This is a genomic window from Bacillus inaquosorum (assembly GCF_023238325.1).
In the GTDB taxonomy this organism is placed as follows: domain Bacteria; phylum Bacillota; class Bacilli; order Bacillales; family Bacillaceae; genus Bacillus; species Bacillus inaquosorum.
Window position 1 is genome coordinate 258,445 of sequence record NZ_CP096592.1, and the last position, 14,314, is coordinate 272,758.

The following is a 14,314-nucleotide window of genomic DNA, read 5'->3' on the forward strand; positions in this document are numbered from 1 at the left end:
GTATGTCTGAACACCCTTTTTTTTATGATATTTGTTTGTTGTTTGTGTCAGCCTTTGTGTCAGAAAGCGGCCAGCACTCAATGCCATTATGGTTTTTGAGCACATCTTTATAAAAGACCGGATCTTTGCCTGCTTTTTTCTGGCGTGTATAGTCTTTCAGCGCCGCAAAAACGACCTTGGATAATAAGAAAATCGCGATTAAATTCACGACGACCATCAAGCCCATGAACAAATCAGCCAGATCCCATACGAGCTGAACTTTGGCAACACAGCCAAACACAATCATTGCCAGCACGCCGATACGGTAAATAAAAATCAGTTTTTTGCTTTTGTTCAAAAAGCCGATATTTGTTTCGCCATAATAATAGTTTCCGATTAAAGCACAGAATCCAAATAACAAAATCAGAATGGCGAGAAAGCCTGATGCCCATGACCCAACATGGTCACTGAGAGAGGCTTGTGTCAAGGCGATTCCGCTCAGTCCTGGTGTATGGTAGGCATCTGAAAACAGGATGATAAAGGCGGTGCTTGTACAAATGACCAGTGTATCAGTAAGCACACCAAAAGCTTGAATCAGCCCCTGTTTGACAGGATGGCTTGTTGTTGCGGTGGCAGCGGCATTCGGTGCGCTTCCCATTCCCGCTTCGTTTGAAAAGATTCCCCGTCTGACGCCTTGCATTAACGCTGCTCCCAAGGCGCCGCCAGCGGCCTGGTCAAAACCAAATGCGTTTTTCACGATAAGCGCAAGCACGTCTGGCAGCTGTGTAATGTTGGTGAAAATCACGAAAAACGCAACTCCGATATACAGGACAGCCAATACGACGACAATGGATTCAGCCAGCTTCGCAATGCGTTTTACACCGCCGAAAATAATCGTGCCGAACACAGCAATTAAAATGAGTCCCAAAGTCAGGCGGTTTGTGCCGAACGCGTTTTCGAAGGCGAGGCTGACTGTATTTGATTGAACTGAGTTAAAGACGATACCGAACGATAAGGTGATTAATACGGCAAACAGCGCGCCCATCCACCTTTTGTTCAGCCCTTTTTCCATGTAATAAGCCGGCCCGCCGCGGAAGCCGTTTACATCTTTTACTTTATAAATCTGAGCCAGTGTGCTTTCCACAAAGCTTGATGCTGATCCGATAATGGCGATAATCCACATCCAGAAGATTGCACCTGGCCCGCCGAGCGCAATAGCGATGGCAATGCCCGTAATATTTCCCGTGCCGACACGGGCTGCCATGCTGATGCAAAAGGCTTGAAACGGAGAAATGCTGTTTTTCGACCGGGAAGCAGCTCCTTCTCTTAACACTCTCACCATTTCTTTCAGCATGCGAACCTGCAAAAACTTAAGCCTGAACGTAAAATAGATTCCCAGAGAAAGGAGCAATACAATTAATAGCTTTGACCATAAAAGATCATTTGCGATACCGACGATATGTTCCAGGATTTGCTGCATACAATCACCTCTTTTTTAATGTTTAAAAAATGCTGAGCTCCCACTCTTGCGCCATATGTTTCAGCAGCATACCGCCAGTAAGGCTGTTGCCGTATTCGTCAATAGCAGGCCCGTAAATGCCGATGCCGCATCCAGATTGAAAAGGCTGTTCTCTTCTGGCACTTGGAGGAACGAGAGCCATGATGCCGCCGGAGACGCCGCTTTTGGCCGGCACGCCGACAAACGCCGCATATTTGCCTGAAGCGTTGTACATGCCGCACGTCAGCATTAACGCCTTGGCCAACTTTGCCACGTCCTTTGGAATCACTTGCTGGCGGCGAATCGGATGATAGCCGTCATGGGCAAGGATCAGGCCGATCAATGCAATGTCTTCTGTGGTGCTCTCCATGGCGCATTGCTTCAAGTAAACCTCAAGCGTTTCTTCTACATCTGCTTCTAAAAAGTTTGTTTCTTTTAAATAGTAGGCCAGCGCTCTGTTGCGGTGGGCGGTTTCCCATTCTGACTGGAACACTTCCTCATGAATTCTTGGCCGCTTTCCTATTAAGGTTTCCATCACCGAGTAAAGAAACTCGAGCTTATCGTGTGCCGACTCACCCGGAAGAAGCGATGCGATGGTAAGGGCACCAGCGTTGATCATAGGATTAAACGGCTTTCCCGGCTTGTTGATTTCGAGCCGAATGATTGAATTAAAGGCATCACCTGTCGGCTCGACATCTACGCGGTCCAGCACATAGGGAATGCCGCGGCTCATGCAGGCGGCGATAAAGCTGATCACTTTTGAAATGCTTTGCAGGGTAAAAGGGACGTTCCAATCGCCGGCATGTATCATTGTTCCGTCAGGCTCCAATATACAAATGCCGAGCTGTGAGTCATTGACTTTTCCTAAAGCGGGGATATAGTTTGCACTTTGTCCATTGGCGGCAAAGGGGCGATAGTGCTCAACCCAATGATGCAGCTGTGACGCCGGGTCTATTTCTATTTGGGGCTCTTTTATCAATTCTTTCATCGAATTCCTCCTCACTGTTTTTCTTCTTTAAGGACTGAGGTTTATCAAAACGAAGGCTGAAGGGGCATTAAACGCTTTCATAAAAGCGGAAGGTATATTTACTGTATAATGACGACTACAGAATCATACAAAATACGACAAAAATATTTTGAAAATAAGCCGTAAGATTTATAAAAAGCTCATGTTCTGGGTCAAAAGAAATTTGCAGGTTTTCTGCTGTTTCCCCAAAATAGAAGCGAGGATGTGATCATCATAAAACTGGAACGTTTTTTTGAAAAAGATGGATATATACTGGCTCTCATGCTGATTACAGTGCCGCTGGCCGGTGAACTGAAATTTTATCCCCTTAATGAAGAGTTCCGGATCAGCTTTGGCGCACCGGTTTTTTTCTTCTTCTTATCGCTGCTGCGGCAAGTGCCCGCTGTGCTGCCGGGTTTTTTGACTGGAGCGGCAGTTTTCATCTTTCGCGTCTTTCTGGGATTATGGGGCGGGGGACATGATGGACTGGCTCCAATTCTGTATGACCAAGCGTCTGGCTTTTTCTTTTATATGACTTACGCCTGTCTGTTTTACGTATTGAAGGCTAATCGTTTTCGGGAACGGCCGGTTATGCTCGGTTTCATCGGGTTTATGATTGAAATTGTGTCAGATTGTGTCGAGCTGGCTGTTCAGTTTCTCATTTTCCATACGGTTGTGACGCCTGAGAAAATCACAGACATTGCGGTGATCGCAATTTCTCACACATTTATCGTCATGAGCTTTTACAGTGTGCTGAAGCTGTATGAAACGCAATCGAGAGAAAAACAGACAAGGCGGCAGCATGAGCACATGCTAATGATCGTTTCGAATTTATATGAAGAAACGGTGCATTTAAAAAAGACATTGAAGACGACAGAGCAAGTGACGAATGATTCGTATCAGCTCTATCGGGAAGTGAAGGGCAAGGATGAACAGCTCAGCGGCAGAATCCTGAGGCTGGCCGGGGAGATTCATGAAGTGAAAAAGGACAACCAGCGGATATTCGCAGGGCTTTCAAAACTGATTTCGAATGAGAGCTTGCGAGATTATATGAGGGCTTCTGATTTGCTGCAGCTTGTGATTCGAATGAATGAAAAGTACGCTGAATCACTTGGAAAGCAGATTGATTTTCACTGCTCGATAGAAGGGGAGCATGACGATTATCACGTATTTATCGTGCTTTCGATCATTAATAATCTAACGGCAAATGCGGTAGAGGCAATGGGAGAAGAGGGAATGATCAGCCTGAGGCTCCATAAGCCAAATGAGAGTATGGTAGAATTCCAGGTGGAAGACAATGGCCCCGGCATTTCTGAGAAAATCGGAGACATTGTGTTTGACCCGGGCTTTACTTCAAAATATGACGAATTTGGCACGCCTTCTACCGGAATCGGACTTTCCTACGTGAAGGAAATCGTGACAGAGCTAGAAGGAGATATCAGGTTCGATAATCAGCAGCGGGGAGTGGTGTTTGCTATCAGGCTGCCTGTCCGGCATTTGATTCAGAAAGGGTGAACCGAAAGCTATGCGTTTTTTTATCGCTGATGATGACCGTGCGGTACGGTCGATTTTAAGACAGATCATTGAGGATGAGGATCTGGGGGAAGCTGCTGGTGAAGCAGAAGACGGAAGCCAGGTGGAAGGTCATATGCTGCAATTTAAGCAGATTGATATTTTATTAATCGATCTGTTAATGCCCGGACGGGACGGCATTGAAACGATTCGCCAGCTTCAGGATACGTACTCCGGAAAGATCGTGATGATCTCTCAAGTGGAAGCGAAGGAAATGGTCGGAGAAGCATACTCGCTCGGCATCGAATATTTTATCCATAAGCCAATTAACCGCATTGAAATTGTCACGGTTCTCCAAAAGGTGAAGGAACGGATCGAGCTTGAGCACTCGATTGGGGATATTCAGCACTCTCTGAGCCGGCTTGTCAACCGGACTGAACGGAAAGCGCGTCCTCAGCAGAAGAGTGACAGCGGCTTAAAAGAAGCAGGAACATTCCTGTTGTCCGAGCTTGGCATGATGGGGGAAGGCGGCGCTCATGATCTCATGGCGGTGCTGCAGTATTTAGCAGAACATGAGCAATCTGAGCCGTACGAAAAACATATCCCTTCGCTAAAACAAATTTTCATCCAAGTAGCGGAACGGAAGCTGGGCGCAGGAGCATCCCAAACGGAAGTCAATCGCGAAATGAAAGCCTCGGAGCAGCGCATCCGCAGAGCAATTATCCATTCGCTGCACCATTTTGCTTCATTAGGCACAACGGATTTTTCCAATCCGAAATTTGAAACCTATGCATCGAAATTCTTTGATTTTCCGGTTGTCAGCCAGAAAATGAAAGAACTTCAATCAAAGGATGCAAAACCTCTCGCCCCTGCAAGAGTGAATATGAAAAAATTCATCCACGTATTCTTTTTGGAAGCGAAGCTTTTGCACGAGACGATGAAACAAAGAAGCATGTAAACCAAAACAGCCGGCAGTACGGCTGTTTTTTTGCTGTGCAGAACCCCGGTCAGACAGCGTTTTTCCTGGGTTCTGAAAAATATCAGAAAATAAAGATATTGACTTATTGTTTATTTGTCTTACAATAAAACAAAAGGATATAGGGAAGGAGCGGATACGAAAGAAAAAATAATAAAAGCGCTTTCAGTCAGGGGCTGTATATCCAAATAACAGGAGGTTATGTTGATGAGCCGTATCAGAAAAGCACCCGCTGGAATTTTAGGTTTTCCGGTTGCACCTTTTAATACACAAGGAAAACTGGAGGAAGAAGCTCTTTTTCAAAACATTGAATTTTTGCTGGAAGAAGGCTTGGAAGCGATTTTTATCGCTTGCGGGTCTGGTGAATTTCAATCTCTCAGCCAAAAAGAATACGAGCAAATGGTGGAAGTCGCAGTCTCGGCAGCCGGAGGAAAGGTGCCGGTTTACACGGGGGTGGGCGGCAACCTCAGCACAGCGCTGGACTGGGCGCAGCTGTCGGAGAAAAAAGGCGCCGACGGGTATTTGATCCTGCCTCCGTATTTGGTGCATGGCGAACAGGAGGGGCTGTATCAGTATGCGAAAACGATTATTGAAAGCACCGATTTGAATGCGATTCTTTATCAGCGCGATAACGCGGTTCTCTCTCTTGAACAGATCAAGCGGCTGACCGAATGTGAACAGCTTGTCGGTGTGAAGGACGGGGTGGGGAACATGGATTTGAATATTAACCTCGTCTATACGCTCGGCGACCGCTTAGGATGGCTCAACGGAATGCCGATGGCTGAAGTGACGATGCCAGCTTACCTGCCGATCGGGTTTCACTCCTATTCCTCAGCGATTTCAAATTATATTCCGCATATTTCCCGGATGTTCTATGATGCATTGAAAAATGGAAACGACGAGCTTGTGAAGGAGCTCTATCAGCATGTGATTCTCCCGATCAACGACATTCGCAAACAACGAAAAGGATATGCCGTATCTTTGATTAAAGCGGGCATGGAGATCATGGGATTGAATGTGAGAAACACAGCCAGACCGCCTGTCGGTCCGGTTGAAAAAGATCACTATCAGCAATTAGAAGCGATTCTGAAGCAGGCGGCGGATCGTTTTCCGAAAAAAGCCGCGACGGTTTGATGAACAGAAAAAATATGAAAGGGGCAATGGGCATGTCTGTGATCACGGAACAAAACACGTATCTCAACTTTATTAACGGAGAGTGGGTTAAGTCTCAATCAGGCGATATGGTCAAGGTTGTAAACCCTGCGGATGTAAACGATATTGTCGGCTATGTACAGAATTCAACAGCTGAAGATGTGGAACGGGCTGTCGCCGCCGCCAATGAAGCCAAAACGGCTTGGAGAAAGCTGACGGGGGCCGAGCGGGGCCAATTTTTATACAAAACAGCGGATATTATGGAGCAGCGCTTGGAAGACATCGCCGCCTGCGCAACACGTGAGATGGGAAAAACACTGCCGGAAGCGAAAGGGGAAACAGCCCGCGGGATTGCCATTCTTCGCTATTACGCCGGAGAAGGCATGCGCAAAACGGGTGACGTTATTCCGTCTACTGACAAAGATGCGCTCATGTTCACCACCCGTGTCCCGCTCGGTGTGGTTGGCGTGATTTCTCCGTGGAACTTCCCGGTGGCGATTCCGATTTGGAAAATGGCCCCGGCATTGGTGTACGGCAATACCGTTGTCATCAAACCGGCGACAGAAACAGCCGTGACATGCGCGAAAATCATTGCTTGCTTTGAAGAAGCGGGGCTCCCGGCAGGAGTCATCAATTTGGTGACAGGCCCAGGTTCTGTTGTCGGGCAGGGGCTTGCTGAGCATGATGGGGTAAATGCTGTTACGTTTACCGGTTCCAATCAAGTCGGAAAAATCATCGGGCAGGCCGCTTTTGCGAGAGGAGCCAAATACCAGCTTGAAATGGGCGGCAAAAACCCGGTCATCGTAGCCGATGACGCTGACCTTGAAGCTGCGGCCGAAGCTGTCATTACGGGTGCCTTCCGTTCAACCGGCCAGAAGTGCACCGCGACAAGCCGCGTCATCGTGCAAAGCGGAATTTACGAGCGCTTTAAAGAAAAACTGCTCCAGCGTACAAAGGATATTACGATCGGAGACAGCTTAAAAGAGGATGTCTGGATGGGACCGATCGCCAGCAAGAATCAGCTTGATAATTGCCTGTCGTACATTGAGAAAGGCAAACAGGAGGGCGCTTCCCTTTTGATCGGAGGAGAAAAGCTGGAGGATGGAAAGTATCAAAACGGCTATTATGTTCAGCCTGCCATCTTTGACAATGTGACATCTGAGATGACGATTGCCCAAGAGGAGATTTTCGGCCCGGTGATCGCCTTGATCAAGGTGGACTCGATGGAGGAGGCGCTGGACATCGCCAATGATGTGAAGTTCGGCTTAAGTGCATCCATTTTCACGCAAAACATCGGCCGAATGCTTTCATTCGTTGATGAAATTGACGCCGGGCTAGTCCGGATTAACGCGGAAAGCGCGGGTGTTGAGCTTCAGGCGCCTTTTGGCGGCATGAAGCAGTCGAGCTCCCACTCCCGCGAACAGGGTGAGGCGGCGAAGGACTTTTTCACTGCGATCAAAACCGTTTTTGTGAAGCCGTAATGGTGCTGGAAAGAGGCGGACGTCTCTTTCCCAGCTTTATCACAGCCAGCATATGATTCTCTACTTTGAAAAGGAGAAGATACTATGAAAAAAGACTATGCGAATGTTTCACCGGCGGGCAAAAAAACGTCTGTACGCTGGTTCATCGTTTTTATGCTGTTTCTTGTGACCTCTATTAACTACGCGGATCGGGCTACGCTTTCCATCACCGGAGATTCCGTCCAGCATGATCTGGGATTGGACTCGGTCGCTATGGGCTATGTCTTTTCTGCTTTTGGCTGGGCCTATGTCATCGGGCAGCTTCCGGGCGGCTGGCTGCTGGACCGTTTTGGTTCAAAGACTGTTATTGCATTAAGCATCTTTTTCTGGTCGTTTTTTACGCTGCTACAAGGGGCGATTGGTTTTTTCTCCGCCGGCACAGCGATTATCCTGCTGTTTGCACTGCGTTTTCTGGTAGGCTTGTCCGAAGCGCCTTCATTTCCTGGAAACGGCAGAGTTGTTGCCTCATGGTTCCCAAGCTCCGAGCGCGGGACAGCTTCAGCCTTTTTTAATTCAGCTCAATACTTCGCAATCGTCATTTTTTCTCCTTTAATGGGCTGGCTCACCCACTCTTTCGGCTGGCATTCCGTCTTCGTTGTCATGGGTGCCGCTGGCATTCTTCTGGCTGTCATCTGGCTAAAAACGGTGTATGAACCGAAAAAACATCCGAAGGTCAACGAAGCTGAGCTTGCTTATATCGAACAGGGCGGCGGGCTGATTTCCATGGATGACAGCAAAAGCAAGCAAGAAACAGAATCGAAATGGCCTTATATCAAACAGCTGTTAACGAACCGCATGCTGATTGGCGTGTACATCGCGCAATATTGCATTACAACTCTCACCTATTTCTTTCTCACATGGTTTCCGGTATATTTGGTTCAAGCCCGCGGCATGTCCATCCTTGAAGCAGGGTTTGTCGCTTCCCTGCCGGCGCTGTGCGGTTTTGCCGGCGGTGTGCTTGGGGGCATTGTGTCAGACATTCTACTCAAAAAAGGCCGTTCGCTCACCTTTGCAAGAAAAGTGCCGATCATTATCGGCATGCTGCTGTCTTGCAGTATGATTGTCTGCAACTACACGGATTCAGCGTGGCTCGTCGTTGTTATTATGTCACTAGCGTTTTTCGGAAAAGGCTTCGGCGCACTGGGATGGGCTGTCGTGTCGGACACGTCTCCGAAAGAGTGTGCAGGATTAAGCGGCGGTTTGTTCAACACTTTCGGAAATATCGCCTCGATTACCACACCGATTATTATCGGCTACATCGTGAATGCAACAGGATCTTTTAATGGCGCGCTCGTGTTTGTCGGTGCTAACGCGATTGCGGCGATCCTCAGCTACTTGCTGTTGGTCGGGCCGATCAAACGGGTCGTGTTAAAGAAACAAGAGCAAGACCCCGATCAATCATTGCCTGTCTAATATTTATGAAAGCGCTTTATATAAGGAGGAGAAAACATGAGTTCACCAATACAAGAGCAGGTTCAAAAGGAAAAGAGAGCGAATATTCCTTCAATTCGTGAGATGAAGGTGATCCCTGTTGCGGGACATGACAGCATGCTGCTGAATCTGAGCGGCGCACACAGCCCGTTTTTCACCCGGAATATCGTGATCTTAACCGACAGCAGCGGAAATCAGGGAGTCGGCGAGGTGCCTGGCGGTGAACATATCCGCCGCACACTGGAACTGGCAGAGCCGCTTGTTATCGGAAAATCCATTGGCGCGTACCAGTCGATATTGCAAACGGTCAGAAAGCAGTTTGCCGATCAGGACAGGGGAGGACGAGGAATCCAGACGTTTGATTTGCGCACCACAGTCCACGCCGTTACAGCGCTGGAAGCGGCTTTGTTAGATTTGCTTGGAAAGTTTCTTCAGGAACCGGTCGCGGCCTTGCTGGGCGAAGGGAAGCAGCGTGATGAAGTGAAAATGCTCGGCTACCTCTTTTACATTGGCGACCGAAAGCGGACGACCTTGCCGTATCAAAGTGATGAGCAGTCAGATTGTGCGTGGTTCCGTCTCCGCCATGAGGAAGCGCTGACGCCGGAGGCAATAGTACGTCTTGCCGAATCCGCACAGGAGCGCTACGGCTTTCAGGATTTCAAGCTGAAAGGCGGGGTGCTGTCAGGAGAGGATGAAATCGAAGCTGTCACCGCATTATCAAAACGTTTTCCAGAGGCAAGGATCACCCTTGATCCGAACGGGGCGTGGTCATTAGAGGAAGCCATTGCATTATGCAAAGGAAAGCATGATGTGCTCGCGTATGCGGAAGACCCGTGCGGAGATGAGAATGGCTACTCCGCCCGTGAAGTGATGGCTGAATTCCGCCGCGCGACAGGGCTCCCGACCGCGACAAATATGATTGCGACCGACTGGCGGGAAATGGGTCACGCGATTCAGCTTCATGCGGTGGATATCCCACTGGCTGATCCTCATTTCTGGACGATGCAGGGTTCGGTGCGGGTTGCGCAAATGTGCCATGATTGGGGTTTGACATGGGGCTCCCACTCCAACAACCACTTTGATATCTCCCTTGCGATGTTTACCCATGTAGCAGCAGCGGCTCCGGGGCGCATCACGGCGATTGATACCCATTGGATCTGGCAGGACGGGCAGCGTTTAACGAAACAGCCTTTTGAGATTGCTGATGGCTGTGTCAAGGTGCCAAATAAGCCCGGTCTTGGCGTCGACATTGATATGGAACAAGTCGAAAAAGCGCATGACCTCTATCGAAAAATGAATTTAGGCGCGCGGAATGACGCGATCCCTATGCAGTTTCTGATCAGCAACTGGGAGTTCGACCGGAAACGCCCGTGTCTTGTGCGATAAGTTTGATTGTAAATATTGTCATACCGGCTATTTTGTCTTACAATTGAACAACTGAAGGGAGAGTTGTTCGTGTACGAAGGTTTAGAAGATCTGAAAGTCGATACAGTCAATCGGAAAACATTAGCCAAGCAGGTCATTGAACGGATTGTCCATTTATTGTCGAGCGGACAGTTAAAGGCCGGAGACAAATTGCCGACAGAAATGGAACTGATGGACATTTTGCATGTCAGCAGGCCCGTGCTTCGGGAGGCGCTGAGTTCACTAGAAACACTTGGTGTGATTACGAGAAAAACCCGCGGCGGCACGTATTTCAACGATAAAATCGGCATGCAGCCATTTTCCGTCATGCTTGCCTTGGCGACTGATAATCTTCCGGCGATCATTGAAGCGCGGATGGCGTTAGAACTCGGACTCGTGACGATTGCCGCGGAAAAGATCAATGAGGACGAGCTTCAGCGTTTGCAGAAAACGATCGACGACATCGCCAACAGCACTGACAATCTTTATGGTGAAGCAGATAAAGAATTCCATCGAATTATAGTATTAAGTGCCAATAATCCAGTTGTCGAAGGGATGATTCAATCCCTGCTGATCACCCATGCGAAAATTGACAGCCAGATTCCGTACAGGGAGAGGGATGTAACGGTCGAATATCATAAAAAAATCTACGACGCTCTTGCTAAAAGAGACCCTTACAAAGCGCATTACCATATGTATGAGCATCTGAAATTTGTCCGTGACAAAATTTTGAAGGGCATGGATGATCAATAATTGTTGAGACAGCCGCAGTTGAAACGTAAGATCTGCGGCTATTTTTGAACCGATTTCGAAAACGCTTACTATGATATGAGGAGTGATTTTCTTATGGCGATGAACCTCAGGCAGAACCAAGCGCCCCTTTACATCAAAGTGAATGAAACAGATAACACGGCGATTATTGTCAATGATGGAGGGCTGCCAAAAGGCACTGTGTTTTCATGCGGGCTCGTACTTGAAGAGGATGTCCCTCAAGGCCATAAGGTCGCCTTAACCGATCTCAATCAAGGGGATGAGATTGTGCGTTACGGAGAGGTGATCGGATTTGCTGATGAGACGATCAAACGCGGGAGCTGGATTCGGGAAGCCCTGGTAAGAATGCCCGCTCCTCCGGCTTTAGACGATCTTCCTCTCGCAAACAGAGTGCCCAAACCGCTGCCGCCTCTTGAAGGATACACGTTTGAAGGGTATCGGAATGCGGACGGCAGTGCCGGGACGAAAAATATACTCGGTATCACCACAAGTGTTCAATGTGTCGTTGGCGTTTTGGATTATGCGGTCAAACGGATAAAAGAAGAGCTGCTGCCGAAATATCCAAATGTCGATAATGTCGTGCCGCTGCATCATCAATACGGATGCGGTGTGGCCATCAATGCGCCGGACGCTGTCATTCCGATTCGCACGATTCAAAATCTGGCGAAACACCCGAACTTCGGCGGGGAAGTGATGGTGATCGGATTGGGATGTGAAAAGCTCCTCCCGGCAAGAATTGCGCCTCGGAATCATGATGATATCCTATCACTCCAAGATCACAAAGGTTTTGCGGCGATGATTCAATCCATTTTGGAAATGGCGGAGGAACGGCTAATCAGGCTAAACAGCAGAACCCGTGTGACCTGCCCTGCTTCTGATCTGGTCATCGGCCTGCAATGCGGCGGCAGTGATGCGTTTTCCGGCGTGACGGCGAATCCTGCGGTGGGGTATGCGGCTGATTTATTGGTTCGCGCAGGGGCAACGGTTTTGTTTTCTGAAGTGACAGAGGTGCGGGATGCAATTCATTTATTAACGCCTCGGGCTGTCAGTGAAGAGGTCGGACATTCGCTGATCGAAGAGATGAAGTGGTATGACTGCTATCTCCGGCGGGGGGAAGCAGACCGAAGCGCGAACCCATCGCCAGGCAATAAAAAAGGCGGATTATCCAATGTGGTGGAAAAAGCGTTAGGCTCGGTAGCGAAATCAGGCACAAGCCCCATCTCCGGCGTGCTCGGCCCAGGTGAAAAGGCAGACCAAAAAGGCCTGCTGTTCGCGGCGACACCGGCAAGCGATTTTGTGTGCGGTACCCTGCAGCTGGCGGCGGGCATGAATCTCCAAGTCTTTACAACAGGAAGAGGAACACCGTACGGCTTGTCCGCTGCACCGGTGCTGAAAGTATCGACACGGCATTCATTATCAGAGCATTGGGCGGATTTAATCGATATCAATGCCGGGCGAATCGCAACAGGGGAGGCCAGTATTGAAGACGTAGGCTGGGAGATCTTCAGGACGATTCTGGATGTGGCAAGCGGCCGCAAACAAACGTGGGCGGACCGTTGGGGCCTTCATAATGATTTGTGCTTGTTTAATCCTGCTCCAGTGACTTGATTCATTGTTCTAGTAGATCAAATTTGGAATATGATGTAAAATGGAAATCGACGTACAAAGAACGGAGGGGTTACAGCATGGCATTCATTAGATTCCGATTGACACGAATTCAATAGTGAACGACTCTCGCCTGAATGCGGAGAATCGGGATGGATCTGCCTATGTATAAGCCCTTATATCGTAATAAAAAGAGGGTGGCAATGCTGCCCTCTTTTTTGCGTCTTCAAAACATCCCTTCTCTCTAACGACAGGCGGAGCATGAGAAAGGGGAAAAGAGATGACAAACCAGAACGACATGCAGCTGATCACAGAGACTGTCGCGCTTGCACGCAATCAAGGTTTGGCGGTTCACTCTGAAAACGCGAAATTAAATGAAACTGGAATGGATTTTCAAGTTGTATTCGTAGAGGACGATACAGGTATGCCATGGGTGCTGCGAAAACCGCGGCGAAGTGATGTTGTTGAAAGAGCAGCTTCAGAAGGCAGAACGCTTGCCTTTCTCCGCACGGTTCTTACAGCTGATGTGCCAGATTGGAAAATTCATACACCTGAATTGATTGCTTACCCAATGTTAAAAGGAACGCCAGCTGCTGGGATTGATTTGGAACAGAAACAGTATGTATGGAATATGAATCATCAGCCGCCGTCAGACCATTTTATACGGACACTTGCCGAGATACTGGCTGAATTACATGGAGTGAACCCAGCAGACGCTTGCCAATCCGGTATAAAAGTGATGAGTCCGGAAGAAGTCAGGCGAAACACAGTTGAATCTATGGATGACGTAAAGAACAAGCTTGGAGTGTCTGAACAGCTTTGGCAAAGATGGCAAACGTGGATAAATGATGATGCATATTGGCCGGGATTTTCCGCACTGATACACGGCGATCTCCACCCGGCGCATATTTTGATTGGCCAAAACGAACATGTCACAGGCCTTCTGGATTGGACAGAATCCAAAGTCGCTGATCCGGCAAAAGATTTTATCTTTTATCAAATGCTGTTTGGGGAAGAGGAAACCGCCCGTTTGCTTGAATACTATAGTCAAGCAGGCGGCCGCATATGGGCAAAAATGCAGGAACACATCGCAGAGATGCAGGCGGCATATCCGCTGGAAGTTGCCAAGTTTGCTCTGCAGACACAGCAGGAGGAGCACATCAATATGGCGCTGGAAGCACTCGGCGTAAAATCGGATTAAGAATTGACTTCTTTAAATTAACCGAGTATTATAAATTTTACTAACAAAAGAACGGATCAACAATCGTGAGGAAGAGTAAGTACGTATCAGTGTGGAGGTTCAGAGAGTCGGTGGCAGGTGTGAACCGACCCTCCCCTGATGCCGAATGGGCTTCTGAATTGCTTTGCTGAACGGATAGTAGGCGATGCCGGGATTCTCTCCCCGTTACCAAGAGAGGAGTATCGAAACGGATGTTTTCTGTACTGAGAGTGAACGGCGT

At 48.5% G+C, this 14,314-nt stretch carries 11 protein-coding genes and 1 other annotated feature (1 of these 12 cut by a window edge); of the genes, 9 read left to right on the forward strand and 2 right to left on the reverse strand.

Features of this window, described 5'->3' with window-relative positions; all coding sequences use genetic code 11:
* Positions 1-22: 22 nt before the first annotated feature.
* Positions 23-1,459, reverse strand: a complete 1,437-nt coding sequence (locus M1M80_RS01425; protein ID WP_060397847.1) for an alanine/glycine:cation symporter family protein — start codon at positions 1,457-1,459, stop codon at positions 23-25.
* A 22-nt stretch (positions 1,460-1,481) separates the two neighbouring features.
* Positions 1,482-2,465, reverse strand: a complete 984-nt coding sequence (locus tag M1M80_RS01430; RefSeq protein WP_003241345.1) for a glutaminase — start codon at positions 2,463-2,465, stop codon at positions 1,482-1,484.
* 300 nt (positions 2,466-2,765) lie between these two features.
* On the opposite strand from M1M80_RS01430, the gene glnK reads away from it, so the two are divergent.
* From glnK to mphK, 9 genes are all read left to right on the forward strand, one after another.
* A complete protein-coding gene (gene glnK / locus M1M80_RS01435) occupies positions 2,766-3,998 on the forward strand; it encodes a two-component system sensor histidine kinase GlnK (protein WP_050556905.1) in 1,233 nt (410 codons plus the stop codon).
* Between the two features lie 10 nt (positions 3,999-4,008).
* Positions 4,009-4,953, forward strand: a complete 945-nt coding sequence (glnL, locus tag M1M80_RS01440) for a glutamine utilization two-component system response regulator GlnL (protein ID WP_060397848.1) — start codon at positions 4,009-4,011, stop codon at positions 4,951-4,953.
* A 225-nt stretch (positions 4,954-5,178) separates the two neighbouring features.
* Complete coding sequence (gene kdgD, locus M1M80_RS01445; RefSeq protein ID WP_003241339.1) at positions 5,179-6,105, forward strand: 5-dehydro-4-deoxyglucarate dehydratase; 927 nt, start codon at positions 5,179-5,181, stop codon at positions 6,103-6,105.
* Positions 6,106-6,137: 32 nt separating this feature from the next.
* Entirely contained in the window at positions 6,138-7,604 is a 1,467-nt protein-coding gene (gucD, locus tag M1M80_RS01450; protein WP_060399986.1) for an alpha-ketoglutaric semialdehyde dehydrogenase GucD, read from the forward strand.
* A gap of 84 nt (positions 7,605-7,688) precedes the next feature.
* Positions 7,689-9,056 carry a glucarate transporter GudP gene (gene gudP / locus M1M80_RS01455; RefSeq protein ID WP_003241335.1) on the forward strand — a complete coding sequence of 456 codons (1,368 nt, stop codon included), beginning with the start codon at positions 7,689-7,691 and terminating at the stop codon, positions 9,054-9,056.
* 36 nt (positions 9,057-9,092) lie between these two features.
* Positions 9,093-10,460, forward strand: coding sequence for a glucarate dehydratase (gudD, locus tag M1M80_RS01460; protein ID WP_060397849.1), 1,368 nt, complete (start codon positions 9,093-9,095; stop codon positions 10,458-10,460).
* A 69-nt stretch (positions 10,461-10,529) separates the two neighbouring features.
* Positions 10,530-11,231: a FadR/GntR family transcriptional regulator gene (locus tag M1M80_RS01465; RefSeq protein WP_060397850.1), complete on the forward strand. Its 702-nt coding sequence runs from the start codon at positions 10,530-10,532 to the stop codon at positions 11,229-11,231.
* A 93-nt stretch (positions 11,232-11,324) separates the two neighbouring features.
* Positions 11,325-12,857: a galactarate dehydratase gene (garD, locus tag M1M80_RS01470; RefSeq protein WP_060397851.1), complete on the forward strand. Its 1,533-nt coding sequence runs from the start codon at positions 11,325-11,327 to the stop codon at positions 12,855-12,857.
* Between the two features lie 277 nt (positions 12,858-13,134).
* Positions 13,135-14,055 (forward strand): macrolide 2'-phosphotransferase MphK, encoded by a 921-nt coding sequence (mphK, locus tag M1M80_RS01475; protein WP_060397852.1) that lies wholly within the window; start codon positions 13,135-13,137, stop codon positions 14,053-14,055.
* Between the two features lie 56 nt (positions 14,056-14,111).
* Positions 14,112-14,314, forward strand: a binding site (T-box leader) (it continues 44 nt past the right edge of the window).